This window comes from Paenibacillus medicaginis (assembly GCF_042138635.1).
Classification (GTDB): Bacteria; Bacillota; Bacilli; order Paenibacillales; family Paenibacillaceae; genus Paenibacillus; species Paenibacillus medicaginis.
Genome location: NZ_JBHIRY010000003.1, coordinates 1 through 26017, shown reverse-complemented (window position 1 = coordinate 26017; position 26017 = coordinate 1). Strand labels below are relative to the sequence as shown.

25 protein-coding genes and 1 pseudogene are annotated in these 26017 nt (G+C 50.0%); 21 read left to right on the top strand and 5 right to left on the bottom strand.

The features are described from left to right. Positions 1-45 precede the first annotated feature (45 nt). The 5 genes from ACE5LO_RS04245 (at position 46) to ACE5LO_RS04225 (ending at position 3431) form a co-directional block, all read left to right on the top strand. Positions 46-1050, top strand: a complete 1005-nt coding sequence (locus tag ACE5LO_RS04245) for a Gfo/Idh/MocA family protein (RefSeq protein WP_375518819.1) — start codon at positions 46-48, stop codon at positions 1048-1050. Positions 1051-1238: 188 nt separating this feature from the next. Further along, positions 1239-1616 carry a DivIVA domain-containing protein gene (locus ACE5LO_RS04240; RefSeq protein ID WP_375352428.1) on the top strand — a complete coding sequence of 126 codons (378 nt, stop codon included), beginning with the start codon at positions 1239-1241 and terminating at the stop codon, positions 1614-1616. A gap of 149 nt (positions 1617-1765) precedes the next feature. Continuing rightward, a complete protein-coding gene (locus tag ACE5LO_RS04235) occupies positions 1766-2236 on the top strand; it encodes a DUF6376 family protein (RefSeq protein ID WP_375518818.1) in 471 nt (156 codons plus the stop codon). A 48-nt stretch (positions 2237-2284) separates the two neighbouring features. Further along, positions 2285-2503: a YczO family protein gene (locus ACE5LO_RS04230; RefSeq protein ID WP_375518817.1), complete on the top strand. Its 219-nt coding sequence runs from the start codon at positions 2285-2287 to the stop codon at positions 2501-2503. Positions 2504-2690: 187 nt separating this feature from the next. Next, a complete protein-coding gene (locus tag ACE5LO_RS04225) occupies positions 2691-3431 on the top strand; it encodes an SDR family oxidoreductase (protein ID WP_375518816.1) in 741 nt (246 codons plus the stop codon). Between the two features lie 142 nt (positions 3432-3573). Here ACE5LO_RS04225 and metE read toward each other — a convergent pair whose 3' ends face one another. Next, positions 3574-5865, bottom strand: coding sequence for a 5-methyltetrahydropteroyltriglutamate--homocysteine S-methyltransferase (gene metE, locus ACE5LO_RS04220; RefSeq protein ID WP_375518815.1), 2292 nt, complete (start codon positions 5863-5865; stop codon positions 3574-3576). A gap of 248 nt (positions 5866-6113) precedes the next feature. Here metE and ACE5LO_RS04215 point away from each other — a divergent pair, with 248 nt between their 5' ends. Next, positions 6114-7034 (top strand): NAD(P)/FAD-dependent oxidoreductase, encoded by a 921-nt coding sequence (locus ACE5LO_RS04215; protein WP_375518814.1) that lies wholly within the window; start codon positions 6114-6116, stop codon positions 7032-7034. A 7-nt stretch (positions 7035-7041) separates the two neighbouring features. Here the strand turns inward: ACE5LO_RS04215 and ACE5LO_RS04210 are convergent, their stop codons facing one another. Beyond that, entirely contained in the window at positions 7042-7344 is a 303-nt protein-coding gene (locus ACE5LO_RS04210; protein ID WP_375518813.1) for a hypothetical protein, read from the bottom strand. 150 nt (positions 7345-7494) lie between these two features. Here ACE5LO_RS04210 and ACE5LO_RS04205 point away from each other — a divergent pair, with 150 nt between their 5' ends. The 7 genes from ACE5LO_RS04205 to ACE5LO_RS04175 all read left to right on the top strand — a co-directional run bounded on the left by ACE5LO_RS04205 (position 7495) and on the right by ACE5LO_RS04175 (position 15631). Beyond that, the gene (locus ACE5LO_RS04205) at positions 7495-7863 is read left to right on the top strand and encodes a hypothetical protein (RefSeq protein ID WP_375518812.1); all 369 of its coding nucleotides are present in this window, start codon (positions 7495-7497) and stop codon (positions 7861-7863) included. 94 nt (positions 7864-7957) lie between these two features. After that, complete coding sequence (locus tag ACE5LO_RS04200) at positions 7958-8530, top strand: cupin domain-containing protein (RefSeq protein WP_375518811.1); 573 nt, start codon at positions 7958-7960, stop codon at positions 8528-8530. A 286-nt stretch (positions 8531-8816) separates the two neighbouring features. Further along, positions 8817-10142, top strand: a complete 1326-nt coding sequence (locus tag ACE5LO_RS04195) for an extracellular solute-binding protein (protein ID WP_375518810.1) — start codon at positions 8817-8819, stop codon at positions 10140-10142. A 70-nt stretch (positions 10143-10212) separates the two neighbouring features. Beyond that, positions 10213-11094, top strand: a complete 882-nt coding sequence (locus ACE5LO_RS04190) for a carbohydrate ABC transporter permease (protein WP_375352444.1) — start codon at positions 10213-10215, stop codon at positions 11092-11094. A gap of 23 nt (positions 11095-11117) precedes the next feature. Continuing rightward, positions 11118-11999, top strand: a complete 882-nt coding sequence (locus ACE5LO_RS04185; RefSeq protein ID WP_375518809.1) for a carbohydrate ABC transporter permease — start codon at positions 11118-11120, stop codon at positions 11997-11999. 295 nt (positions 12000-12294) lie between these two features. Then, positions 12295-14076 (top strand): cache domain-containing sensor histidine kinase, encoded by a 1782-nt coding sequence (locus ACE5LO_RS04180; protein ID WP_375518808.1) that lies wholly within the window; start codon positions 12295-12297, stop codon positions 14074-14076. Continuing rightward, the gene (locus ACE5LO_RS04175) at positions 14057-15631 is read left to right on the top strand and encodes a helix-turn-helix domain-containing protein (RefSeq protein WP_375518807.1); all 1575 of its coding nucleotides are present in this window, start codon (positions 14057-14059) and stop codon (positions 15629-15631) included. The genes ACE5LO_RS04180 and ACE5LO_RS04175 overlap by 20 nt, the downstream gene beginning before the upstream one ends. A gap of 80 nt (positions 15632-15711) precedes the next feature. On the opposite strand, the gene ACE5LO_RS04170 is transcribed toward ACE5LO_RS04175, so the two are convergent. Beyond that, positions 15712-16029, bottom strand: coding sequence for a winged helix-turn-helix transcriptional regulator (locus tag ACE5LO_RS04170; RefSeq protein WP_375518806.1), 318 nt, complete (start codon positions 16027-16029; stop codon positions 15712-15714). 202 nt (positions 16030-16231) lie between these two features. On the opposite strand from ACE5LO_RS04170, the gene zwf reads away from it, so the two are divergent. From zwf to ACE5LO_RS04140, 6 genes are all read left to right on the top strand, one after another. After that, entirely contained in the window at positions 16232-17728 is a 1497-nt protein-coding gene (zwf, locus tag ACE5LO_RS04165) for a glucose-6-phosphate dehydrogenase (RefSeq protein WP_375518805.1), read from the top strand. Positions 17729-17801: 73 nt separating this feature from the next. Beyond that, positions 17802-18695 carry a phosphogluconate dehydrogenase (NAD(+)-dependent, decarboxylating) gene (gene gnd, locus ACE5LO_RS04160; protein WP_375518804.1) on the top strand — a complete coding sequence of 298 codons (894 nt, stop codon included), beginning with the start codon at positions 17802-17804 and terminating at the stop codon, positions 18693-18695. A 108-nt stretch (positions 18696-18803) separates the two neighbouring features. Then, positions 18804-19478 carry an SOS response-associated peptidase gene (locus ACE5LO_RS04155; RefSeq protein ID WP_375518803.1) on the top strand — a complete coding sequence of 225 codons (675 nt, stop codon included), beginning with the start codon at positions 18804-18806 and terminating at the stop codon, positions 19476-19478. A gap of 403 nt (positions 19479-19881) precedes the next feature. After that, positions 19882-21099: a niacin permease NiaP gene (niaP, locus tag ACE5LO_RS04150; RefSeq protein WP_375518802.1), complete on the top strand. Its 1218-nt coding sequence runs from the start codon at positions 19882-19884 to the stop codon at positions 21097-21099. A gap of 15 nt (positions 21100-21114) precedes the next feature. After that, a complete protein-coding gene (locus ACE5LO_RS04145) occupies positions 21115-21561 on the top strand; it encodes an OsmC family protein (RefSeq protein WP_375518801.1) in 447 nt (148 codons plus the stop codon). A 50-nt stretch (positions 21562-21611) separates the two neighbouring features. Next, positions 21612-22685, top strand: coding sequence for a lactonase family protein (locus ACE5LO_RS04140; RefSeq protein WP_375518800.1), 1074 nt, complete (start codon positions 21612-21614; stop codon positions 22683-22685). 160 nt (positions 22686-22845) lie between these two features. Here the strand turns inward: ACE5LO_RS04140 and ACE5LO_RS04135 are convergent, their stop codons facing one another. Continuing rightward, positions 22846-23511 (bottom strand): TetR/AcrR family transcriptional regulator, encoded by a 666-nt coding sequence (locus ACE5LO_RS04135; RefSeq protein ID WP_375518799.1) that lies wholly within the window; start codon positions 23509-23511, stop codon positions 22846-22848. 226 nt (positions 23512-23737) lie between these two features. Between ACE5LO_RS04135 and ACE5LO_RS04130 the strand changes: the two genes are divergently transcribed. Both ACE5LO_RS04130 and ACE5LO_RS04125 read left to right on the top strand, forming a co-directional pair. After that, on the top strand, positions 23738-24565 hold the full coding sequence (locus tag ACE5LO_RS04130; protein ID WP_375518798.1) for an oxidoreductase: 828 nt from the start codon (positions 23738-23740) through the stop codon (positions 24563-24565). Between the two features lie 55 nt (positions 24566-24620). After that, positions 24621-24913 (top strand): annotated as a pseudogene (locus ACE5LO_RS04125) (ATP-binding cassette domain-containing protein); the annotation flags it as partial. 361 nt (positions 24914-25274) lie between these two features. On the opposite strand, the gene ACE5LO_RS04120 reads toward ACE5LO_RS04125, so the two are convergent. Continuing rightward, positions 25275-26017, bottom strand: a 743-nt coding sequence (locus tag ACE5LO_RS04120) for a hypothetical protein (protein ID WP_375518797.1), incomplete at its 5' end; no start/stop codon positions are given.

The window sequence follows — 26017 nt, the reverse complement described above, 5'->3', positions numbered from 1 at the left end:
GCTGAACAGGACAACTACTAAACCAATACGGGAAGGATGAGGAAGATGACCCGGAAATTGAAGTGGGGAGTTATCAGTACAGCGGATATTGCAAGAACAGCCGTGATTCCGGCCATACAGGAATCGGAGCGGGGAGAGGTCGTCGCCATTGCGTCCCGGAATGCGGATAAAGCGCTGGAGATGTCCAAGCAGTATAATATAGAAAAATCGTACGGAAGCTATGAGGAGCTGCTGCAGGACCCTGAGGTTGAGGCGGTTTATGTGCCGCTGCCCAATCATCTGCATAAGGAATGGACAATCCGCTCGGCCCAAGCAGGCAAACATATACTGTGCGAGAAGCCTTCCTCTCTGAGTGCAGTTGACACCGCCGAAATGGTTGAAGCGTGCAAAAAGGCGGGTGTGCTCTTCGCCGAAGCATTCATGTACCGTTATCATCCGAAGCATCAGCGTATTAAAGACATCATCGCCAGCGGCGAGATCGGTGAGATTCGCAGCATCCACTGTACGTTCACCTTCAACTGCTCCGATCAGCAGGATAACGTACGCTTTAACAAGGAGATGGGTGGCGGTTCTATTTACGATGTGGGGGTCTATCCGATTTCAGCTGCACGTATGTATTTGAAGAACGAGCCGGAGGCCGTGAGTGTGCGTGCGCTGTATTCCGAGAAGCACGGCGGTGTCGATATGATGGCCTCCGGGCTGGTGGAGTTTCCGGGAGACATTACTCTTACCTTCGATTGCGGCATGTGGGCTGCAAGTCGTTCCAACATGGAAATCCTGGGAACGAAAGGCACGATCGCCATGCCGAAAATGTTCGGCTGGGAGAAGACGTCTGTCGTTCCGCAAATCTTCGTCCATGTGGGAACGATGACCCGCGAGGAAAGGCTGAAGGGCCATAACTCCTTCAAACTGCAGGCCGAAGCGTTCGCTGCTGCTGTGTTGGACGGGACGCCGCTGCCCTATGAGCCGGAAGATTCCATTTTAAATATGAAGGTGGTTGACGCCTGCCTGGAATCGGCGAGAAGCCGAAAGAGAATTGTTGTGAGCTGATCTGCCGATTGCAATAAGTGAGCTTAAACAGGCTGTCCGCTGGACAGCCTACTTTGTAAACTCAACGCTTCTACATATCATTATAGTCTTTCACATGCTGTAAGGCCAAACGCTGCGGGAGAGGATTCGGTTTTATTCCCGTGTCGAAATATGTTATAAAAATAAAAGGAGCTAAGGAGGTCGTACTGATGGATGAATATATGAAACGCAGATTAGAAAAGCAAAAACAGCTTTTTAAGCAGCTTGGCATACAAATGGACGCGCTTTCCATTCACCAGAAACAGTTTAAAACCAAAATGCGCGGCTATGATCCGGATGAAGTTGATGCCTTTTTGGATGAAGTCATTAAGGATTATGAACGCTTTTATGCCAATATTGCGGATTTGATGGATAAATGGCAGGAGCAGCAGGCTTTAATCAAGGAAATGAAAAGCGCCCCCAAGCCGGCTTCCGATTTTAATACGATTGACCGCAAGCAGCTTGAGGAGGTTGTTATGCAAATGGAAAACAGCCTGCGGCTGCTGAAAGTACGCTTGCGGCCGGAAAATGACTACTTCCCGGAGTGAAGAGACTATGAAAATGATCGTAATTTCCGATACACATATTTCGGCTGCAGCGCGCGGACTGCCTTCAGCTCTTGGTAATGTATTTGAAACGTTCAGAGATCCCAGCCGTAAGCATTCATAAACTTTGATGCAGAGGAGTGTGCGTGCACATGAAAATCCGCAAGCGAAGAATCGGACAGGCGGCTGCAGCGGTCGTCATGGGAATCAGTCTTGCGCTGGCAGCTGGCTGCGGAGCTGTTGACAGTGTCAATCAATCTCTAAATTACGCGAATGAAGCAACCGGGTTTGTTACGGACATCAGCACGGCGGGCACGGAGCTGCAAGGTTTGGCGGAACAGGCCGTATCCGACCCGCAGGCGCTCGCAGACCTGAAAAATCAGCTGCAGGCATTGCGTGACGAGGCACAGCAGTTTACACAGGTAGAGGCGCCCGAATATGCCCAATCCATCCATGGGGAAATCAGCGGTTATGCCCAGTCCCTGAGTGAAGCGGCAGATTCTTTCCTGCAGCGCTTGGAGCAGCAGGGATTTACCATTGAAGCCTGGCAGCAAACCGAAATTGCGCAGCTGATTCAGCAAATTACAGAGCTGAAGGGCCAGATTAATCAGCTGGGCGGTTGAGATTTTGTTGTATTTCATCAATATCACGATACCAGGGAGGCGAAAACGATGTCCCAATCCGAAAAACAAGCGGAAAAGCTGCAGCAACTGGGCAACCGCGATCATCCCGAGCAGTATCCGACCGATCAGCCAAGTTTGTTTGACCTTTATGAAAGCGAGCTAAATGTGGACCCGATTCCGATGGAAGACTTGACGATGGAGCAGCAGGAAGAAAATCGCCATGGGGAAACTAAGCATCAATCCTCCAGCGAGAACAAGTATAAGTGATTTTTCGAAACAAACCTTCTATGTATAAAAGACTCTCCCAGCCGGAGAGTCTTTTCAATTTGAAACAACTGTCAGTATGTGTCAACAAGAACGGATAAATTTAGAATGTTGACAGTTAGAATTCTAAATGTTAGAGTTCAACTAAAGATTTGTGTTTTTAAATAAAAACGGAAAGTTGGTAGAAGACATGAACAAATTAAAAGGGAAAGTAGCGATTATTACTGGATCTTCCAGAGGAATTGGACGTGCCATAGCTGAGCAGTTATCTGATTTAGGTGCTAAAGTGATTGTCAATTATTCCAGTAGTCCAGATGAAGCAGCAGCGGTGGTGGAAGCTATTATTCAAAAGGGCGGTGATGCGATAGCGGTTCATGCTGATCTCGGTAAGGTTCATGAGATTGAGGAAATGTTTGCCAAAACACTGGCCAGATTCGGCAGAGTGGATATTCTAATCAATAATGCGGCAGTGATGATGACCAATCCCCTTGCCGAGGTAACAGAGGCTGAGTACGATAAGCAATTCGCAGTAAATGTAAAAGGTATCTTCTTTGCTTGTCAACAAGCAATGAAACATATGGAGAACCACGGAAGAATCGTTAATATCTCCACAGCCGGAACAAAACTAATGTTTCCTGAAATGAGTGTATATACGAGCACAAAAGGGGCGGTTGAACAACTCACTCGTCAGCTCGCGAAGGAGTTCGGTCCCAAGCAAATTACCATTAATGCAGTGGCGCCCGGTCCTGTTTTTACCGAACATTTTAAAGAAGACAAAACGGAGCAAGAAATTGAGTTCATGAAAAGTATGAATGCATTTGGCCGTATCGGCATGCCTCAGGATATCGCAAATGTCATTGAGTTCCTGGTTAGTGATCAATCCCAATGGGTTACAGGTCAAACCTTGCATGTAAATGGAGGGCTTAACTAAAGCCCTTCATATAAAACACGGCGACAATAAAACATGAGCCCGGGGCCTGCTTCCTGGTCGTATAAGTAATGAGACCGCCTATAAACGGCGGTCTCATTCTTTGAGGTTCTAGTTTTTGAGCTCTTGTGTGAAAAAATACTTATCAACTGTTGGCCCCAACGGCATATTTCTCGCGGGCCTGTTTGGTGGCTTGCACCATGTTGCGCAGCGCAGCGATCGTTTCCTCTGCCTTTCGTGTCTTCAGGCCACAGTCCGGATTGATCCAGAACTGATCAGGGGACAGCACCCGCAGGGCACGGTCGATCATAACCGTCATTTCCTCGGGCCCCGGGACGCGGGGGCTATGGATGTCGTACACACCGAGGCCGATACCTTTCTCGTACGTGTGTTCCTCGAAGCTTTCAATCAGCTCCCCATGGCTGCGTGAGGTTTCAATGGAGATCACGTCGGCGTCCAAGGCGCTTATCGCTTCAATGATGTCATGAAATTCGCTATAGCACATATGTGTATGAATTTGCGTCTCTGGCTTCACCGTTGAGGTGGACAACCGGAACGCACGAACAGCCCAATCCAGATAGGCTGGCCAATACTCCCGCTTGAGCGGCAGTCCTTCGCGCAGCGCCGGCTCATCCACCTGGATCATGCCGATGCCTGCCGCCTCGAGTGCCTCTACTTCTTCGCGCAGCGCCAGCGCAATCTGATAAGCAACCTCCTCCCGCGGCTTGTCATCCCGTACGAACGACCAGTTCAGAATGGTAACCGGACCGGTCAGCATTCCCTTTACCGGCGCATCCGTCAATGACTGGGCAAACACGGTCTCCGCGACGGTCATCGGCTCCGTAAGCTCAACGTCACCATATATGATCGGAGGTTTTACGCAGCGCGAGCCGTAGGATTGTACCCAGCCGTTCGCCGTAAAGGCGAAGCCGGCCAGTTTCTCGCCGAAAAACTCGACCATGTCGTTGCGTTCGAACTCGCCGTGCACGAACACGTCCAGCCCAAGCTCCGACTGCAGCCCGATCCAGGTTTTGATTTCCGCTTTGATAAAAGCGTCATACTGCGTATCGCTCCATTCCCCCTTGCGCCACTTCCTGCGGGCGCTGCGAATCTCGGGTGTCTGCGGAAAGCTGCCGATGGTCGTCGTTGGCAGCAAGGGCAGGTCCCAGCGAATCCGCTGCGCCTCACGTCGTTCTGCGAAGCTTGCCGAACGGGATGCAGACTGCGAAGCCAGGTCGGCGATTTGCTCATTCACCCGCTTGCTGTTGCGGGAAGGGGACCGCTGCAGCGCAATACGACTCCGGCTGGCCGCTTCCAGTTCGGAGCGGATCGCATCCTGGCCCGAACGGCCCGCCTTTGCCAGCAGCGCAAGCTCTTCCAGCTTCTCGTCGGCGAAGGCAAGTGCTTCGCGCAGCGTTGGTTCAAGTGCCACCTCCTGTTCGGCACTGACGGGCACATGCAGCAAGCTGCAGGATGGCTGCACGATGATGCGATCGGCGGCAACGAGGCCGGTCAGCGCCATTAGCGTCCCCAGCTTGCTCTCGAGGTCTGCCCGCCAAATGCCGCGTCCGTCAATCAGGCCCGCGCCAAGCAGCTTATCGGCAGGGAAGCCATAATCGCGTATGGCCTGCAGATTGCGCCCGCCATCGTGCACGAAGTCCAGACCGATGCCGTGGACCGGCAGCGCGGTGACCGACTCGTAATGGTCGACCGCTTCGAAGTACGTCTGCAGCATCAGCTTGATACCGGGCGCCTCCGTTCTCAGCCTGTCATAAATGTGTGAAACATGCTTCAGTTCCTCCGCCTCGAGCGTCGTGGACAGAATCGGCTCATCGATCTGCACCCATTCCGCCCCGGCTGCTTCCAACTCGCGCAGCACCTGCCCGTACAGCGGCAGCAGCCGGTCGATCCAGCTCCCAAGCTGCTCCGTGGCGTAGCCCTTGGACAGCTTTAGAAACGTATACGGCCCGACAAGGACCGGCCTGCCCTCGATGCCAAGTTCTGCTTTCGCCTCAAGATAGGCGCCGAGCGGTGTGTTTTTGGTTAGTTTAGGCTCAGTGTCTTCAAGCTCCGGTACGATATAGTGATAATTTGTATTAAACCATTTCGTCATTTCACAAGCTGTCGCTTCGCGGGTACCACGAGCCATAGCGAAATATACGGATAAATCCGGCTTGCCTCCGGCATAACCGAAGCGTTCGGGGATAAGACCGAACATGACGGCCGTATCCAGCACATGATCGTAATAAGTGAAATCACTGACCGGGATGACGTCGATACCCTTTTCCTTCTGGGTCTGCAGCCCCCGCAAACGGATCGCCTTCAGCTCCGCATGCAGCTCCTCTTCCTCCAGCCGGCCGGACCAATAGGCCTCCAGCGCCTTTTTCCATTTCCGGTCCTGCCCGATACGGGGATAGCCCAAGTTGCCGCTTTTCATATACGCTCTCTCCTCTGTCTTCCATGTTCGAATCGATAAGAGAAAGATAACATATCTTGTAAATCAACCCGTAACTCCAAATAACTATAGCCGATCATAGCCGGAGGCTATAGTGAGAATGTACGCCTTTCTTTTGGGGTTATTTCATGCCTGGATAGGTGAAAATAAGTTTGAAAATGTGTGAGCGGTGTACATAACCATTACAGGATTGTTCACAGAATGTGGTTTGCAGAGGAGGAAGGCAAAAAGTGAAATCATACGACACGATCGTTGTAGGAGGGGGCATTGCCGGTTTGCAGGCAGCCATCCAGTTAGGCAGATATTCGACCATTCGTACCTTGGTTATTGACGCGGGTTACGGCCGATCCACGTTGTGCCGGAATTATCATAACCTGCTTGGTTTTCCAGACGGCATATCAGGCGAGGAATTAAGACAAAGAGGACAAGAAACGGCATCAGGCCTGGGCATTGAGTTTTTGCGGGGCAGGGCTGTTAAAGCCTTCAGGCAAAACGGCGAATTTCGAATCACGGTGGAAAGTGGAGAGGTCTTTCAAGCACCTACACTGCTACTGGCAACCGGGGTAACAGACCGCTTTCCCGATCTGCCGGGGCTGGTCCCTTGTCTCGGTAGCAGCATTTATATATGCCCTGATTGTGACGGCTATGAAGTTCAGAACCGCCTTACCGTTGTATTGGGGGCGGGGAAAGCAGGTGCGGATATGGCCCTTGTGTTGTCAGACCGGACGGATAGATTGATTTACATTAATCACGAAATGACGGAGGTGCCTGCATTCCTGCTGGACAAGCTGCGGAGCAAAGGAATTCGTTATATTGAAGCCGCCGCAGCCGAAGTGGTTTGTCCAAGTGAAGGGCGATTGTCCGGCATCAAGCTGGAGAACGGTGAAATGATTGAAGCAGAGCGGGGTTTTATCGCCTTTGGCGGAAATCATGTTCATTCCGGGCTTGCCGAACAATTGGGTGTAAAGCTAATCCATAACCGGCACGTGGAAACGGATGCCCGCACTAAAATGACCAATATCGAAAATGTGTGGGTGGCGGGTGATCTGGGGGCTCATTCGGAGCAGGCAGCAGTGGCCATGGGGGAGGGATTGCTGTCCGCAATCTGGATTCATAAAGCGGTTGTAAAAATAAAGAATCCGGCTCTCTGATCTTCTATCAAGATAAATGGAATCTGCTGATGTGGTCGTGCAATCCGAACTTGCGGAGGATTTCGAGCTGCTTCTGTCCGAGAAGATCGAAATGGGGAAAGCTTGCACGTTTATGAATATAGCGGGGATTCAAGCCGTTCTCCCTGCACCATGTGCTGAGCCGATTTTCATCCGAGCAGCCCACCTTGGTAACGGTTCGGATTTCCGGAAAACGAGGGTCTAGCCAGTAGTGGGTGAGAAAAGCAATTTCACCGCGGCTGACAGCCTGCTTCCACTCATTGAGCTCCCCGCGGTTTATCCCAAAAGCCATGAATTGAACTCATCCTTTCAAAGCAACAATAATTCATCTTAGCATGCAGCCCCAAGCAAGCGCAACCTTGCGGCTGTTTTCCCGTATACATTTTTTGGTATGCATTTTTTGGCGATGCGTAAAGCTCGTTAAAAGAAATGGGGGTGCAGAATGGAAAAATTAAAATCGAAATATCTCCTTTATTTACTTTGGGTTGCGGGTTTTGTAGTTATAAGCTTCCTTATTGGCCGTTTGGAAGAGAGTATCGAGGATCAAATGAAGATGTCCTTTTTCATAGCACTCAGATGGGTCATAGCAGGACTTAATGTGATTTGGGGAGGCTATATCGGATTAATTTTTATCAAATCCCTGAAGATTAAAATAAACTGGAGCTTTCTTGGCTGTGTGGTTCTGCCCTTATTCATGATCCTCGTTTGGCAAATGATCCGGTATTCCATTTATTTAAGACTGGATTTGCAGGTGTTGGCTCTGGCATGCGGGGCAACGCTCGTTTATAGTTTGTTTAGCAGGCCAAGCTAATGGCTGCGGGATCAAGCTAAACAGAGCCGACGCACGTCTTTCTGGGCGAATGAATATATTTATCCCATCATCCAATCCAGAAAGGTGGGATAGCGTGCGGTCCGACAGTGTTATGGCAGCCCTTCAATCTCCTTCTTTGAATCTGTCTTTTGACTTGAGAGCAAAGCCGTTTTTCGTGCAAAATCCGCAAAACTTCATTCTGCAGCAGTTTGCCGAACAGCTGCCTGTGATGCAAAACCTTAGCCTGCTTGACATCTATCTGAGCAAAGGACACAGTGTGGAAGCTCATTGGCACCCGAACGCAGCCGAACTTGTGTATGTTATACAAGGGGAGGCAGATATCTCCATTCTTAACCCTTTCACGCTGCAGATACTCAGTTACCGTGTCAAACCGCCGCAAACGGTGTACGTTCCGATGGGGTGGTGGCATTGGGAAATCGCTACGATGGATCAGACGCATCTGCTGGCTATTTTTGATAATCATGCAGCACAGGCGGTGTTCGGGTCTGATGTCCTGAGAAGGACTCCTCCTGAAGTATTCCAGAAAATATATGGTGTGAATGCTGCCTGGATGGCGGAGGTGCTGAAGCCCATCAATCAGACGGTAGTCATAGGACCGCCAGCTTCACAAAATATTAAAGGGAGGATAGGTACGCAACAGGGTTAAAAACTGACTATGTTGTTCGTATTATTAGGCCAGCCAGAAACTTCTGGTTGGCCTGTTTTTTTAGGCATGGATATGCACGCAGCAGCGGAGAGAACGAAGCAATTCCGGATAAAGCGTCAGCGTCCGCCTTTGGCCCGGAGGGTCAACAGCGGTTGGAGGAATGCTTCGTTCTCGGAGCGCCCAACAAGAGCTGAAGTATTTCTACCCTATGCTTGAAGTTTTTCACCTTAAAAATTGAAAGCGGTGCCAATATAATTAAAATCACCAAATCAGGGGAGGTCAAACGATGAAAACGTCACTTTTCAGAAAAAGGCTTATACAAATCACTGGTGTCGTCCTGTCCATCAGCCTGTTGGCCGGGTGTGGCGGGCAGGCTGCCGAAGACGAAGGCGGTGCAGACGGCAAAGTAACGCTGACCGTATGGCATAACTGGACAGGGCAGGATGCAAAGGCGACAGCCATGCGCAAGCAGCTTGCGGATTTCCAGACCAATAATCCGGATATTGTGCTTGAAGAGGAGGGGCTGCCGACAGACGGGCTGAGAACCCGGCTGCGTACCGTGGCAGCCGCCGATGAAATGCCGGATCTGTTCGTTATGTTTCCTGATGCAATGACCAAGGAATTTGTCAAAGGCGACCTGCTTCAGCCCATTAATGAAGAGCTGGACAAAAATCCGGAATGGAAGAACGGTTTTATTCCCGGAGCTCTTGATGGTTTTACCGTTGACGGGAATATTTATTCGGTGCCGATGAACCTGGCGCCAAGCTCGTTTATTTACTACAACAAGGCCTTGTTTGACCAGCACGGAGTCAAAGTGCCTGAGACCTGGGACGAGCTGCTCACAGCCGTTCATACCTTCAATGAAAAAGGCGTCATTCCGATTGCCTTGGGCAACAAGACGAACTGGGTGGCCCAATCGACCACCTTCAGTACGATCGCTGACCGGATTACAGGGACGGACTGGTTCCTCAAGGCTGTAGCCCAGGATGGGGCAAGCTTTACCGATCCACAGTTCATTGAAGCGCTGTCCAAGCTGCAGGAGCTGGGCAATGCCAAAGCGTTCCAGGATGGCTTCAACAGCATTGACGAAACTCAAATGATGCAGCTCTACTTCCAGGGCAAAGCCGCGATGGTGATCAACGGCGGATGGGCCTTGGCTAACCTGGTGAACAATGCTCCGCCCGAGGTGCTTGATAATACCCACATCACGATTATCCCGCCAATTGAGGGTGGAAAGGGAGAACCTGCAACGACTTCCGGCGTGGTGGGAACCGGGATGGGTGTGAGCAAAAAGCTTACCGGTGCCCGCAAGGAAGCAGCCATGAAACTGTTGTACGCTCTGTCGGGTCCTGAAGGGCAGCAGGTGACCCTGAACAGCAGCACACTTGTCAGCTACGATATTGCACTGGATGAAAGCAAGGCGCACCCGCTGTTTGTCGAGCTGTACAATCTGATGAAAAACATCAAGATTGTCCCTGTATATGACTCGAAGCTTGCATCGGCGACCGTAGAAGTAACCAACAACGGGCTGCAGGAGCTGCTGATGGGCGGAGACCCTAAAGCGATTGCCCAGAAAATCCAGGATGCACAGGCCGCAGCAGTGGCCCAGTAACAAAAACAAAAACGCCTCCCGCTTGAAATCTGACTTCGGCGGGGGGCCGCTTCATAAAGGATGTGAAACGATGAATGCATTAAGCAACCGGAGATTTATTGCGCTCGGGCTGCTGCCCGCTCTCCTGATCTATGCGCTGTTTGTGTTTGTACCTGTCGTCTGGTCTGCTTATTACGGTTTTTTTAACTGGTCCGGGATAGGAGAAGCGAAGTATATCGGCCTGCAAAATTATACCGAGATTGTAAAAGATCCGATTTTCTGGCGAGCGTTGAAAAACAATATTATTTTCGTGCTGGCGTCGGTCTTCGGCCAGATCCCAATCGCTCTGGCGCTTGCCGTGCTGCTGCACAAGAGCAGCTTTCTCCAGCGCTTTCTTCGTTCCGCCATATTTCTGCCCATGGTGCTGTCCACGGTCGTAATCGGAATGGTATGGCAGTACATTTATCATCCCCAGATCGGTATTCTGAACTTTCTGCTTGATACGCTCGGACTGCAGAGCTGGAAGCTGCAATGGCTCTCCGATGCCGGCATTGCCATCTATGCTCTTATTCCGCCCCTGATCTGGAGCTTTGTAGGACTGTATCTCATCATTTTTATATCGGCGCTGCAAAACATATCAAGCGACATTCATGATGCCGCCAAGCTGGACGGTGCTACAGGCCTGCGCAAGCTGGTGTCCATCTCCCTGCCCATGATCCGCGCGACCGTGCAGGTGGCCGTCATCCTGTGCATATCCGGCAGCCTGAAATCGTTTGATCTGGTCTATATTATGACGAAAGGCGGACCCGCTCACGCAACGGAACTGCTGGCCACCTATATGTATAACTCCACCTTTACAAGCTACCGCTACGGATTCGGCAGCGCTATATCAACCACCATTGTGATCGTAAGCCTGCTGCTGATTGGAACGAGTCAGTGGCTTGCAAGCCGCAAAAAAGAAGACTTGATTTGAATTGGAGAAAGGAGGACGCACACATGAGCGATACTGCTGCTCCGCTCGGGACGTCAACAGGCCATCGCAGAGCTGGCCGGGCACGTCCCCGGTACGGGGCTGCCATTCTTTGGACTCTGCTGACGGTTTATGGTATTTTAACTTTGTATCCGTTTTTTTGGCTGGTTATCAGCTCATTTAAAACAAATACGGAGTTCTATGAACGCCCCTTTGCACTTCCCGCTCAGTGGCAATTTGATAATTTCATCAACGCCTGGGAGAGCTCGCGCCTCGGCAGTTCATTTATGAATTCCATTATTGTTTCTGCTGGATCACTGCTGCTGACCCTGTTTATTGCATCCCTGGCCTCATTCGTGCTGGCTCGCTTTCGCTTTAAAGCCAAGGGGTGGGTGATGGCTTTCTTTGTCGTTGGCATGCTGATCCCGATTCACAGCACGCTTGTGCCGCTTTTTATTTTGATGAAGCAGATGTCGCTGCTTAACACCTATTGGGCCTTGATTCTTCCCTATACGGCATTTGCGCTGCCGACCGCCATTTTTATTTTGACAGCCTATCTGGTCTCCGTCCCCCGCGATATTGAAGAAGCCGCATTTATGGACGGAACGGGAGTGTGGGGATTGTTTCTGCGCATTATGCTGCCGATGTCCACCCCGGCGCTTGCGACCGTTACGATTTTAAGTTTTCTGCATGCCTGGAATGACTTTTCGTTTGCACTGGTGTTCATCAGCAAAACAGATATGAAAACACTTCCGCTAAGCATTGCCAACTTCGCTGACGGATACCAGACGGATTACGGTTTGACACTGGCGGCCATGACATTGGCGGTAATACCGACCGTCATCATGTATTTGCTGTTTCAGGAGCAGATCATGAAGGGCATGACGGCCGGAGCCGTGAAAGGCTGAACATTCCTATATTAATGCGAGTTCAAAAAGTCAGGTTTTCAGCACCGAAGCGTATGCTTCCGAAGTGCGTTTTTTCAAAACGCTGGAGTTGGATGAAGCTAGGGACTGAGGAGCGGAGCGTACTTGGGGTACGTGAGCACCTGAAATGTTTCCGCAGGAAACATGCTTCGTAAGCATCCGCTTAGGCCCGGCTGAATTCAAGATTCGATGTCGAGTCCGCCTCCTGATTTACTTCGTGATCAAAAGATGACTTTTTGAACTACCTCTATTAGATTTTTGTGCAGGAGGCTGAGCAATGAAGGATTGGATCCGGTCTTCCCTGCACCGCAAGCTTTCTTTTCTGGTGGCTGTTTGCATTCTGGTGCCGCTGCTTCTGCTTGGCATATTTGCCTATGTGATCTCTGCGGGATCGACAGAAGACAAAATGAAGCTGGCCGGGCTTGATGCGCTCCGACAGATGAACGCCAACTTGCGGTTTATCAGCGGTGATGTTGAGAATATGTCTGTTTTTTTGACAGGCCAGCAGGAAATTCAGCAGTATATGGCCTCTGCTGCACAGGATGAGAAGAAGATCAGTGAGATCAACGGCATGCTGGCCAATCTGGCTGCATCAAAACGGTATATTCTTGACATTGCCATTGTTCCGGTGCGTTCCATCCCGGTGTTGTCCACAGGCCGCATTGAGCCGTCCCCGCAGCTTTCCGTACAGCGATTGGGGGCGGTGAAAAGCAAGACATGGACGGGGGTATATCATGTCCGTGGTTATGCCAAGGTGCAAAACGCCATTACCTTCATAAGGCCGCTGCGGAGCGTGCATGATTATAAGCCGCTGGGCTGGATATGTATCAGTCTCAATGAGCGCGAGCTGTCCAAGTACTGGTCATCTCCGCGGCTGGGGAGTGGCGGGAATGTGGTGCTTGTGGACCAGAACAGAACCGTCCTGTCGTCCACTGCCGAGACACAGCTGGCGCACCCGCTCGAGCAGATCTACCCTGGAAGCTCGTCCATGGAGTGGGCCTCCGTAAGTGGAACAGCTGAAATGAACACGGAGGGCGGACGCAAAACGCTATTATATCAGCGGAATGAGAACACAGGCTGGTCGCTCGTCGGCATGATCGACAGTGAGGATTATTTGTCTGAAAACCGTTATATTTTGATGCTGACGCTGGCAGCTGTGCTGGTGGCTTTCGGCCTTGGAGCCGGAATGATCTGGTTTGTCGTGCAGCGGATCACCCGGCCGCTTCGTTCGCTGGAGCTTCTGTTGTCACATCTCGATCCCGAACGGCCGCTGCCGGCTTTTCCGGTCATTGGGCAGGACGAAATAGCCCGGCTTGGCGGCAGCTACAACCGGCTGGGAAGGCATATTGATCGTCTGAAGGAAGAGCTTATTCTTCAGGAAACGCGCAAGAAAGAAGCGGATATCCGTGCTCTGCAGTATCAAATCAACCCGCACTTTTTGTACAATACCCTGTCTTCCATCCACTGGATCGCCTTGATGTCGGGGGAACAAAAAATGGCGGATATGGTGGAATCATTGAGTGATTTTCTGCGCTTCAGCCTGAATAAGGGACGTGATTTTTGCCGTGTGGAGCAGGAATTGGCTCATATCAGGAGTTATGCCAAGGTGCAATCCATCCGCTTTCCCGACCGCTTCAGGATCGAGATACTGGCTGATGCTTCCGTCATGAACCATTACATGCTCAAGCTGCTGCTGCAGCCCCTGGTTGAGAATGCGATAACGCACGGCCTGCGGGATCAGGGAACCCACGGGTTGATCGTGCTGAAAATAGATCAGCAGGGAGATGTTCTGCACTTTACGGTTGAGGATAACGGCAGAGGCATGAATGGTGGCCGTCTTATGGAAGTGATTGCTGGCATGCGCTCAGGCAAGCCCCTGGCGGAAACAGACAAGGAAGCGCTATCAGGTTATGGCTTGCGCAACGTAAACGAACGTTTGCTTTTGTACTACGGACCGGAATCAAGCTTGAGCATTACCAGCCGCGACGGGGCGGGAACAAAGGTGACTTTTGGCATCCCCTATGCAAGGAGTGGTTTACATGAAGGTTCTGATCGTTGATGATGAGGTCATTATACGTACAGGCCTGTCCAAGGTCATTCCGTGGCAGGAGCTTGGCTTTGAGCTGCTGACACCCGCAGGCTCGGCTGAGGAAGCGATAGAGGTCATCCAGCAGGAATGTCCTGACATACTACTGACAGATATCCGGATGTATGACATGAGCGGGCTGGAGCTTGCCGAGAAAGCCGTTAATATCCATCCTGATACAGAGGTTATCATTCTCTCGGGTTATGATGACTTTCAGTATACCCGCCAGGCCATCAAACAAAGGGTATCCGACTATCTGCTTAAAACGAGCAGGACAGAGGATATTATCCGTACCGTTCTGGAGGCGAAAACAAGGATCAGGCAAAAGCGGCATTTCAGCAGCCAGGTTCATTTTGACAAGAAGAAGGAGCAAAGCCGTCAATTGCTGCAGTGGCTTGCCTATGAGGATGTGCAGCTGCAGGAGGATGGCGTCGCCGCGATTTTGAATAATTTTGGATTGCCCCTTGAGGGCAAGTACCGCGTCTGTCTGATCGAAGCGGAAGGCTGGGGAGAAAACGAGCAGGAAGAATCGCTGCTAGTGTTCGCCGCCGCTAACTTACTGGGGGAATCGCTGCCTGGCATCACCCTGCCGCAGGGGCAACAAATTGTCTTCATTATGGCAGAAGAAGCTGCGGACGGGAGACAGGGACAAGCGGCAGTCACGTCATACCGGAATGAGCTGGACAAAACGGAACAAATGCTGAAATGCCGGTTGTATCTGGCACAGGGGGGCACAGTGGATCGGCCGGGCGAATTGCCGGCTTCTTACCGCATGGCCAAACATACCTTACGTTACCGGAATTGGATGAAAGGGAATGTCTGGTGCTGGGATGAGATGAGCCGGCGCAAGGGTGGGCTGTCCATCTGTACGGCGGAAGAGGAACGCAGCCTGTCCGCCATTCTGTTGACCCGCAATGCTGGCAGACTGCAGTCCTGGGTTGCCAGTTTCGTGGAGGTGAGGCTGATGGACCCCGGCACGACGGTGGATACAATGGAGGCTTCCGTAAGGTCGGCTGTCTTGGCCGCCTGTCGCTGGCTGCGTAGTGTCACCTCCGATCTTGGCTTTGAACAGGATCAAGCGCTCGTGCTTCCCGATATGGTTCAGCAGGTTCCGCACTCCAAGGACCAACTGTTCCGTCAGTTGTACACCATTATGGAGCAATACCATGAGATGGCTGCAGAAGGGCAGGAAAGCCATGTGCGCAAGGCCATGGCCTATATCACCGAACATGTGGGAGAAGGCATCAGCCTGCAGACGGTAGCGGGCCATATTCACGTGCACCCCCACTATTTGAGCGAAATATTCAGAAAAGAAACCGGGATGACTTTTGGCGACTTCGTAACCGGCTGTAAAATACGGCATGCCATGCATCTGTTGGCTTCTTCACCAATAAAGGTCGGCGAGGTAGCCGCTCGTGTCGGCTTTGAGGATGTAAAATACTTCAGCAAGCTGTTCAAAAAGCATACGGGCGTGACGCCAAGCGTGTACCGGGACACCGTGCCCGGGCAGCCTGCCGGCAATACTTAGCAGCGGCATACAGAATGGAGAATGAATATCGCAACAGAAGCAGGGAGAACCTATTGCTAGGCTCTCCCTGCTTCTTGCTGCTATAGCCATTTCTCGGCCCAGGCTTCAATATAATTCAACGCATATCCCAATTCTTTGCCCTTGCGGGTTAAAGAATACTCAATTCGAACCGGTCTATCAGCGATCACATGGCGGATGATGATGCCCGATTCCTCAAGCTCCTTAATACGTTCCGTAAGCATACGCTTGCTGAGATCCGGAATGAAGGCTTGAATCTCACTGAAACGTTTTGGATGTTCCATTAACGTGTGAATGATGAGAGCAGCCCATTTCTTGCTGATCATTTGATAGGACTGTTCTACTTTGCCGCACAGCAGTTTCGGCTTTTGACCGTCCATCGTGGTTGTCCCCTTTTGACAAGAAATTGAAGGTGTTACAGACAATTTATCAAAGAAAGCGCAATCATTCAAGGCATGTTATAAAATTCACAATTTCGACAAATTTTCATTGACTACATATTTTAATGGGTGTATTATGGTTACGTTAATTTAACGGGTAACTTTTAATAACCTTAACTCATGTTGGGAAGAAGGAATATCCATGGAATCAATGACATTTATCTTGTTTGGAGCCACAGGAGACCTGGCTAAACGCAAGATTTATCCTGCTTTATATAACCTGTTTGCAGACGGCAAATTCCCGTCTTCGTTCTCCGTCATCGGACTCGGGCGGCGCGATGTGCCGGATGCCCAGTTCCAAAGCAATGTCGAACAGGCGGTGCAGACGTTCTCCAGACGCAAGCCGCAGGACAGCGCGCAGATGCAGCAGTTCCTGAGCGCTTTCCGTTACTGCTCTCTGAACGTCAACCATCCCGAAGATTACAAGAAACTGCTGCAGCTGGCCGAACAGTGTGAGGCGGAGCTTGGCATCAAGTCGAACCGCCTGTTTTATCTGTCGGTGGCGCCGGAATTTTTCGATGTGATTGCATTAAATATTCAGAGCAGTGGACTTGGCGATACGGAGGGCTGGAAGCGTCTGATCATCGAGAAGCCTTTCGGCCATGATCTTGAGTCTGCCCGCGAATTGAATGACAAGTTGAGCAAAGCGTTTGCCGAGGATGAAATTTACCGTATCGACCACTACCTTGGCAAACCGATGGTTCAGAATCTTGAAGCTCTGAAATTCGCCAACCCGTTCCTGCAGGGTGTGTGGAACCGTGACTATATTGCCAACGTGCAGATTACGGCTGCCGAGACCGTAGGCGTCGAAGAGCGTGCAGGATACTACGATCACTCCGGGGCGATCCGGGATATGGTGCAAAATCATATGCTGCAAATGCTGATGATGACGGCCATGGATAAACCGGCACAGGTGACGGCATCTGATATCCGCGCGGAGAAACGGAAAGTGATGGAGGCACTGCGTCCACTGACAGCGGAGCAGGTTCAGACCGATATTGTGCGCGCCCAATACGGACGCGGCGAGCTTAACGGCAATGCATTGCCTGGTTATAAGGAAGAGCCTGACATCGGTCCTGATTCGCAAAATGATACCTTTATCGCCGCACGCGTCTGGATTGATAATGAGAAGTGGGCGGGAGTACCCTTTTATATTCGTACAGGCAAGCGGATGGCCGAAAAATCCACAAGAATCGTTATTGAATTCAAGCGTGACGCCGCAGACCCTTATGCTGCTCAAGGACAACCCGCCGCACCAAACCTGCTTATCATCAGCGTAAACCCGCAGGAAGGGGCAACACTGAGCATCAACAGCAAAAATCCGGTAAACGGCAAGCTTGAAACCGTACAGTTAACCTTTAGTGAACAGAACAAGGAGGTTCCTGAAGCGTACGAGCGTCTCATTTACGACGCGCTGCGCGGCGATTCCACGTTCTTCGCTCACTGGGATGAGGTAGAGCTTTCCTGGAAATGGGTACAACCTGTATTGAATGCATTCCAGGCAGGCACAGTGCCGCTTCATACGTATGCAGCAGGCTCATACGGTCCGGAGGCATCGGCAAAACTGCTTGCCGAGCACGGATTTACTTGGTGGCTGGATGATGCATTGGAGCAGCCGGTGTCGGTAACTACACGTTAATCGCGAGTTTCGAATCGGTAATCTTACAGCCCAAATACGCACCACATGAAACTTAACTGGGAGGCATTTATTTATGCAAGTCGGTCTTATTGGTCTTGGAAAAATGGGTTTGAATCTGGGAAGAAATCTGATTGATCACAAGCATGAATTGGTCGCTTTTGACGTAAACCCTGCGGCCGTAACGGAAATGAAGGAGTATGGTGCAGTTGGCGCTGCTTCCATTGAAGAACTCGTACAGTCCACCAAAGCCCCAAGAGTCATCTGGGTAATGGTGCCGCATACGATTGTGGATTCCGTGCTGGATCAGCTTCAGCCTATGTTGTCTGAAGGAGATATCGTGATCGAGGGCGGCAACTCGCACTATAAGGAATCGATCGCAAGATATGAGCGTCTGAAAGAAAGCGGCGTCCGGTTTATGGACGCAGGCACTTCCGGCGGTATGGAGGGCGCACGCAACGGAGCCTGCTATATGATCGGCGGCGACCCTGAGGCGTGGGAAGTTGTTGAGCCGATTTTCCGTGATACGGCGGTAGAGAACGGCTACCTGTACGCAGGCAAAGCCGGCAGCGGCCATTTTCTGAAAATGGTGCACAACGGCATTGAATACGGTATGATGGCAGCGATTGGCGAAGGCTTCGAGGTATTGGAGAAAAGCAATTTCGATTTCGATTATGAGCAGGTGGCACGAGTATGGAACCATGGCTCCGTCATCCGTTCCTGGCTGATGGGCCTAACTGAGCGTGCCTTCTCCAAGGATGCCAATCTCGACGAAATCAAAGGGGTTATGCATTCTTCCGGTGAAGGAAAATGGACCATTGAAGAAGCCCTGGACCTGCAGGCTGCAACACCGGTCATTGCGCTTTCTCTTCTTATGCGCTACCGTTCCCTGGAAACCGACACGTTTACAGGCAAAGTGGTGGCTGCGCTGCGCAGCGAATTTGGCGGCCATGCTGTAGAGAAAAAGTAATAAACGGATCCCCCGCGCTGACAAGCTGCGGGGGATTTACATAATCAGGAATAAGATGCCATCACTTTTCGCACACTGTTAGGACAAAAGTGCAAAGGAGATGGCAATATGTGCAGAAGATTTTCTTTATCCGCCGATCTGGATGAAGTCAGAGATTTTTTTGGTGTGAACAGAGTTATGTATTATTACAAGACCCGCTACAACATCAGTCCGACACAGCCAATACCGATTGTTATGCATCATGACGGGGAGAAGGTGCTGGATGAATTCCGCTGGGGGATGGTTCCTTATTGGGGTAAGGATTGTGTCAATGCGGATTTGAATACGTTCAGCATCAATCCGGCATACCGGAAGCTTGTGGAAACCCAGCGCTGCATTATCCCTTGCAACGGGTTTTACTATTGGCGCAATATGGGCAAAAAAAGCTATGCCGTCCGGGTGATTCTGCCCGGGCAGCAAATGTTCGCCATCGCCGGGCTTTATGAAATCTGGCAGGATACGCGGAAGGAGCCCATGCGGACATGCACGATGGTGATGGCTCCGTCCAACCGGACGATAGGGGAGTTCAGTTCCCATATGCCGGCCATTTTAAGTTTGGATGAGGCAGACCGCTGGCTGGATCCGGAAATTAAGGATCTGAACGAGCTTCAGCATATGGTCCAAACCTTTGATGAAGAGGACATGCAGGCTTATCCCGTCACACCGCTGGTGGGTAATGACGGCCATGACCATGAAGAGTGCATTCGGGAGATGGATCTTAAGCTGGCCTGGGTTAAATCTTAGGGCATTTGATATATATCAGCATAACGGTATTCTTGCGCGCATATAGTTGTAGCGGGGAACCGGGTCTCATCCGGGGAGAGGGGAAACGGCCGAAGGAACATCTTATGAGATGGAGGCGATTGGACTTGAGTACAGACACGCTCATCCAACTGCTGGTGCTCATCGTGATGATCATCGGTTTGGGTTCCAGCCGGTAAGCCGCAGGTTCTGTATGACGGGAGAGTGCCTTTATAGGGCATTCTTCTTTTTTGGTTTAGGGGTGTCTTGTCACCTGAATTTACGCTACAATAAAGGACAGCAATGTAGAGCATACAGCCAAGATCTGGGGATAACGGGGCTGCAAACTAGATCCGGGCGGGTATGCCCTGCATCATTAAATAGACAACCGAGGGAGAGTTAACTTATGAATGAGTCCGTTTTACCCCCGGCCCAGAAACGCAAGCTTTTGTTCAGTGCGGGCTTGAGCTGGATGTTCGATGCCATGGATGTGGGGCTGCTGTCCTTTATTTTGGCGGATATTGCGCATAAATGGCAGCTCGGCACCGGCCAGATGGGTATGATCACCGCGGTGAATTCCATCGGCATGGCGGTGGGGGCGGCACTTGCCGGCATATTGGCCGACCGGTTCGGCCGCAAGGCCGTACTTGTCTGGACGCTGCTTATTTTCTCCATCGCAACAGGGCTGTCTGCCTTGGCGACGGGATATGCTGTTCTGTTAGCTTTGCGGTTTGTGGCAGGGATCGGCTTGGGCGGCGAACTGCCGGTGGCCTCCACGCTCGTTTCGGAGTCGGTGCCGGCCCGTGAGCGCGGCCGCATGGTGGTGCTGCTGGAAAGCTTCTGGGCTGCGGGCTGGATCGTCTCTGCACTAGTAGGGTATTTCATAATCCCATCCTTCGGCTGGCAGATGGCATTTGTGATCGGCGCCATTCCGGCGCTCTACGCTCTTTACTTGCGCAGAGCGATTCAGGACCCGCCGCGTTATGTGAACAGACAGGTGAAAAGGCTGCCGCTTGGTGAACGGATCGCTTCAATCTGGTCGGGTCCCAACCGCAAATCGACGATTATGCTGTGGGTTCTCTGGTTCACTGTGGTATTCTCTTATTACGGCATGTTTTTGTGGCTGCCAAGCGTCATGGTTATAAAAGGATTTTCGCTGGTGAAAAGCTTTGAATACGTGCTGATCATGACCCTTGCTCAACTGCCGGGCTATTTTACCGCCGCTTATTTGATCGAGAAGCTCGGCCGCAAGTTCGTGCTGGTCGTGTATCTGCTCTTAACGGCGGTATCGGCCATCTGGTTCGGCACTGCGCAGAGCGCGGGGGTGCTGCTGGCAGCAGGCATTTGTCTGTCCTTCTTTAACCTGGGGGCATGGGGAGGCATGTATGCTTATACGCCGGAGTTATATCCCACATCCGTCCGTTCAACAGGGGTTGGCATGGCTGCCTCCTTCGGGCGGATCGGCGGTGTCATCGGACCTTTCCTGGTCGGCATGCTGCTTGCACAGGGAACAAGTATTACGACCGTCTTTGTCATTTTCTTCGTTGCGATCATCATCGGGGCGGCGGCAGTGCTAGTACTGGGGAAAGAGACGAAAGGACAAGAGTTACTGGAAGAAGTCTAATGGAGGTGACCTGCAATGGAGCATACTTTTCTGCTAAAAGCCACCTGGAACGGGGGGCGCAACAGCGACGGCAGGATTGAAGCGGGAAACCTGCGTACACAGATTTCCATCCCTGCTGAAATGGGCGGGCCCGGTGTCGGCACCAATCCGGATGAAATGCTGCTCGGTGCCGCATCTACCTGCTACTTAATTACACTGGCGGCCATGATGGAGCGTTCGGGATTAAGTGTTCAGTCCTTGACGCTTGATTCGGAAGGCATCGTCGATGTAACGAATAACATCTTCACCTACCGCCGCATCATCCACCGGCCACGGGTGATTTTGGCTCACGAAGCATCTGAAGATGATTTGAAAAAAGCGGTGCTTCTTGCTGAAAAAGCGGAAAGTTCCTGCATGATTTCGCGTGCCGTGGCCGGAAATGTGGAGCTTTCGACTGAGCATGTGATTGAGCGGGCAATATAACATCTATTCATCATGCTAATACTATTGAAAATATGAGGAGGATATGATTTATGTCAGAACAACGACTGCTCGTTTTTGCGGGCTCTTATGCCGAGGCTGAAGAAAGCGGAGTGTACGTATACTCTTTTGATGAAAACACAGGGGAACTGAACCTGCTTGATGAATTCGCAGGTCTCAAAAACCCGACCTTCCTGAATGTCGATCCTGCTGCGCGCAAGCTGTATGCCATTGGGGAGACCGTATCTGCCTCTGGAGAAAAAGCGGGTGAGGCCGCTGCTTTTGACATCGATCCGGCGGCTGGAACGATCAAGCTGCTGAACCGTGTACAGACGGTTGCACCGACCTGCCATATCCAGCGCAACGCGGCTGGCGATCATCTGACAGTGCCAAGCTACCATGGCGGTATGATTGGACTGCTGGCGATCGAGGAAGACGGCAAAATCGGCGAGCTGCTTGACGTCGTTCAGCACGAAGGCAAGAGCGTTCATCCAGAGCGCCAGGACCGGCCGCATCCGCACTCCACCTTCTATAGCCCGGACGGGAAGCTGCTGTTCGTGCAGGATCTTGGTCTGGACCGGATTCGTGCTTATTCCCTGGATGGAGACAAGTTCAAGCTCCACAGTGAAACTGCAACCCATCCGGGAGCTGGACCGCGCCATCTGGCGTTCCATCCGAATGGAAAGCTTGCTTTTGTGATCAATGAAGTGGATTCGACCGTTACATCTTTTGCATACGATGCCGAGGCAGGCACGCTGACCGAAATTGAAACGGTGCCTACGCTGCCGGAAGGGTTCGAGGGTGAAAATACAACTGCGGAAATTACTGTATCCGAAGACGGTGCTTACGTGTACGGCTCCAACCGCGGCCATGACAGCATCGTGGTGTATGCCGTTGACGCGAATACCGGCAAGCTGAGTCTCGTGCAGCATGTTCCGGTGCAGGGGCAGCATCCGCGCCATTTTGCGCTGACGCCAGGAGGCAATTACCTGATTGCCGCCAACCGTGATACCAACAATATCGTTACATTCCGGGTGGACAAGACCAGCGGACGCCTGGAATATACCGGTCTGAGCGTTTCCGTATCCAAGCCGGTGTGTGTGCAGCCGTTTTATTTTGAAGTGTAAAAAATGAAGAAGACAACAAAGCGATAAAGGACATTGCTATGTTGTGGATATATGCGAACAGAAGAAAGGGGTTGCCCAATGAATGGGCAGCCCCTGTTTTAATTGCCTGTTGCTGCTCTTGAACAGAGCAGGTCTGACCAAGTAAGCAAGCGAGCGAGCACTAACTTTGGTCTTGCGCCAAACTACTATTTAAATAATGTACGGTATAGGAAATGAACTCGGAAAAATCGTCAACAAAAGCAGGCAATGGAAAAGAGACTCCCGCTTGCTCGATCGCTTCCTGTTGGAGCTGTGACGGTGATGTAGCAGAGAATAATCCGATCGCATGGTACATTTGCAAACGAAGAAATTTATTGGTGTGATGATCATCCCATGTTGGGAAAACGGTTTTAACGACTTTACTTAACTCAAACAATTCAATGGAAAGTTGTTTTTTAAAATTTACGAGACTTTCGAGAGATACCTTTTGCTCGATCGTTGTAAAGAGTAAAGAAATCAGCTTTAGAAACCGTTGATGCCGATACACAACCTGTGTCCATTGCTGTGAAAAATCCGTGACCGCATGAGTCATGTCCGCGTTGAAGGTGTTTCTCAGGTCGCTAACCCAATCGTTGATCTCATCCAGAACGACTAGAAGATATATCTCTTCTTTTGAAGAAATATATTTATATAAATTGCCGCGTGTAAAGCTGGTTTCATTGGCAATTTTGGTTAAGTCGATTTCGTGAAACGGCTCGTTATCAAAAAGCTTAATCGCCGCATTTTTAATTTGCTGTACTCTGATTTTTCGTTGCTCATCATTTCTTACCCGATCAAATTCCATCATTCCTGTCTCCTTTCCCAAAAAAATTATAGCATAAAAATGTTGCGTGACCATAAGAACTGAACTATAATGATTTTGAAGTAACGTGACGTCGCGTTACTATAATGCCATAACATCAAGCTGCAAACCAGTGTTTGCTCTGAAAACTAAGCCTTTGCTTCCGAAGCGAGTTTTGCTTGAAGCAGATTTCAGGAAGTAACGCTCACAAAACTTTCAGGAGGGATGACAATTGGATACGAAGAAGAAAGGTGTTGTTTTAATCACAGGTGCGTCGGCAGGGATGGGGAAAGTGACGGCAGAGCTGCTTTTAAAAGCAGGATACATTGTATATGGAGCCGCCAGACGAGTGGAGAATATGAGGGACATTGAATCCAAAGGCGCACATATTATGGCTATGGATGTGACGGATGAAGCGTCCATGATCAATGGTGTGAAGCGGATCATTAAGGAGCAAGGCAGAATCGACGTTTTATTTAATAATGCAGGATATGGCTCCTTTGGTGCGGTCGAAGATGTGCCGATGGAGGAAGCCAGGCGTCAATTTGAAGTGAACCTTTTTGGATTAAGCCGTCTGACCCAACTGGTTCTTCCTTATATGAGACAACAAAAATCAGGCAAGATCATCAACAATTCTTCTGTGGGCGGCAAAATTTATACTCTGCTTGGTGCCTGGTATCATGCTACAAAACATGCGGTAGAAGGATTCTCAGATTGTCTGCGCCTGGAGGTCAAGCCGTTCGGGATTGATGTGGTTGTTATACAGCCGGGAGCGATTACAACTGAATGGGATGGCATTGCGCGTGAGCATGTGAAAAAGACCTCGGGCAATACTGCATACCGTAAAATGGCGGATACTTTTGTGAACTTCATGGAGAATGCAGGTAAAAATGCTTCTTCTCCAGATGTTATTGCGCAAGTGGTTTTAAAAGCAATTCAATCCAAAACGCCGAAAACAAGATATGTGGCAGGAAAGTATAGTAAAACGACGTTGTTCATGCGAAAAGTTTTGTCTGATCGAATGCTTGATCGCGCTCTTTATCGTATGTTTAAGGTGTGACCATTTACAAAAAAAAGGAAATCGCGCAATTCTAAAGTAACGTTTCGTCACGTTAATTTTTGCGAAAAAACAGTTTTCCCAGCATGATGTACGCAAAGAGTTGTCTGTTTTAAGCGGTGGTGAAATCATTAAATTGCAGCTTGCCAGAATGCTGCTGGGCGGTACAACATCCTGCTCATGGATGAACCAAACAATTTTCTCGACCTGCCTGCAGTGGCGGCTTTAGAAAATTTGATGAACAATTACGCAGGCACAATCATTTTTATAACACATTATGTCCGTTTGTTGGAGAACGTGGCAGATATCGTGTATGAAATTGTGGATAAAAAGATTACACGTAGGGCTTAATATCATGCTGTAAAAAGGAGAAGCTGAACAAAGTTCTTTCTAAAAAATGGGTTCAACTTGAAAATCGGTGCTCAACGATGGGTCATTAGAACGAAGGGGCATCTAAGTGGTTAAGAGATTATAATTAAATAGCCTTAGCCCCATAAAAAAATCAGGGCTAAGGCTATTTAATATTGTTTGTTTTAAAATAATCATTTCTTTTTGTTTTTCCTGATTAAATCGATTATAACAATCAAAGCAAGTATGAAAATAGAATGAATTAGAGGTCTAACATAACTGGATTCATCATAGATGAAGTAAGCCACTATATAGTTAAGTATGAAGGTTATAAAATATCCCAATCTAATCATCCTATCTCATTTTAGAACCAAGGTTCCACTACAGATGATCTTCTTGCATCTGTTTCGCGGTTACCACCAGTATAATTTGAATTTTTTGTAACCCTAATTTCTTTCAGAATTTCATAATCTCCAATGAAAGTACCATTGTGATCAAAAAAACCTGGTCCTAACTCCCGATAGGAGTATTTAATATAAAAGTACAGGTCTTCTTTATCAGAGTTTATGAAATAATAGGCACCAAAGCCACCAACAGCAGCTACACTAATTTTAAGCGGATCTGGTATCAATTTGTTTTTTGCCCATTCAATAACCGCCGCAGCCAGAGCCGTTTTTGTTGCTGCTTGGAATTTCTGTGAGTTATAAATATCATATTGTTTCATATGTGTGTAAGGAGTGGGATAGGCAGCAGCAATTGAAGCAGAATCAGGACTGTTCTTGAACCCTGAGGAAATCAACTTATTGACTTCAGTGATGGATTCAGGCGTCGCAACGAGCAATTTAATACTACCCTCTGAGATTTCAAAGCCAATATTGTTTTTCTCTAAGATGCTGATAATTCTTTCATTAAGTACAGGTGAGGTGTCTTTGTTGTCTTCGGCTGCAAAAGCAAGAGGAGCACTGCTGACTAGCAATAAACAAATCGAAAGTAATACAGTTAGGGACTGTAGTGAAATAAACGCCCTAACAAAACACACGTAGAACTGGAAATGAGCGAAGCATGATTCAGCAATATCTGATAGACTGGGAGAAACAACGGTTTGGC

Excerpts from the sequence above, each read along its gene's own strand:
- ACE5LO_RS04225 (WP_375518816.1), top strand. The coding sequence starts at position 2,691 with ATGAACAAATTAAAAGGGAAAGTAGCGATTATTACTGGATCTTCCAGA.
- ACE5LO_RS04145 (WP_375518801.1), top strand. The coding sequence starts at position 21,115 with ATGGAGCATACTTTTCTGCTAAAAGCCACCTGGAACGGGGGGCGCAAC.
- ACE5LO_RS04185 (WP_375518809.1), top strand. The coding sequence starts at position 11,118 with ATGAGCGATACTGCTGCTCCGCTCGGGACGTCAACAGGCCATCGCAGA.
- ACE5LO_RS04245 (WP_375518819.1), top strand. The coding sequence starts at position 46 with ATGACCCGGAAATTGAAGTGGGGAGTTATCAGTACAGCGGATATTGCA.
- ACE5LO_RS04140 (WP_375518800.1), top strand. The coding sequence starts at position 21,612 with ATGTCAGAACAACGACTGCTCGTTTTTGCGGGCTCTTATGCCGAGGCT.
- ACE5LO_RS04190 (WP_375352444.1), top strand. The coding sequence starts at position 10,213 with ATGAATGCATTAAGCAACCGGAGATTTATTGCGCTCGGGCTGCTGCCC.
- ACE5LO_RS04205 (WP_375518812.1), top strand. The coding sequence starts at position 7,495 with ATGGAAAAATTAAAATCGAAATATCTCCTTTATTTACTTTGGGTTGCG.
- ACE5LO_RS04240 (WP_375352428.1), top strand. The coding sequence starts at position 1,239 with ATGGATGAATATATGAAACGCAGATTAGAAAAGCAAAAACAGCTTTTT.
- ACE5LO_RS04235 (WP_375518818.1), top strand. The coding sequence starts at position 1,766 with ATGAAAATCCGCAAGCGAAGAATCGGACAGGCGGCTGCAGCGGTCGTC.
- ACE5LO_RS04155 (WP_375518803.1), top strand. The coding sequence starts at position 18,804 with ATGTGCAGAAGATTTTCTTTATCCGCCGATCTGGATGAAGTCAGAGAT.
- ACE5LO_RS04135 (WP_375518799.1), bottom strand. The coding sequence starts at position 23,511 with ATGATGGAATTTGATCGGGTAAGAAATGATGAGCAACGAAAAATCAGA.
- ACE5LO_RS04230 (WP_375518817.1), top strand. The coding sequence starts at position 2,285 with ATGTCCCAATCCGAAAAACAAGCGGAAAAGCTGCAGCAACTGGGCAAC.
- niaP (WP_375518802.1), top strand. The coding sequence starts at position 19,882 with ATGAATGAGTCCGTTTTACCCCCGGCCCAGAAACGCAAGCTTTTGTTC.
- ACE5LO_RS04195 (WP_375518810.1), top strand. The coding sequence starts at position 8,817 with ATGAAAACGTCACTTTTCAGAAAAAGGCTTATACAAATCACTGGTGTC.
- zwf (WP_375518805.1), top strand. The coding sequence starts at position 16,232 with ATGGAATCAATGACATTTATCTTGTTTGGAGCCACAGGAGACCTGGCT.
- metE (WP_375518815.1), bottom strand. The coding sequence starts at position 5,865 with ATGAAAAGCGGCAACTTGGGCTATCCCCGTATCGGGCAGGACCGGAAA.
- gnd (WP_375518804.1), top strand. The coding sequence starts at position 17,802 with ATGCAAGTCGGTCTTATTGGTCTTGGAAAAATGGGTTTGAATCTGGGA.
- ACE5LO_RS04175 (WP_375518807.1), top strand. The coding sequence starts at position 14,057 with ATGAAGGTTCTGATCGTTGATGATGAGGTCATTATACGTACAGGCCTG.
- ACE5LO_RS04180 (WP_375518808.1), top strand. The coding sequence starts at position 12,295 with ATGAAGGATTGGATCCGGTCTTCCCTGCACCGCAAGCTTTCTTTTCTG.
- ACE5LO_RS04210 (WP_375518813.1), bottom strand. The coding sequence starts at position 7,344 with ATGGCTTTTGGGATAAACCGCGGGGAGCTCAATGAGTGGAAGCAGGCT.
- ACE5LO_RS04170 (WP_375518806.1), bottom strand. The coding sequence starts at position 16,029 with ATGGACGGTCAAAAGCCGAAACTGCTGTGCGGCAAAGTAGAACAGTCC.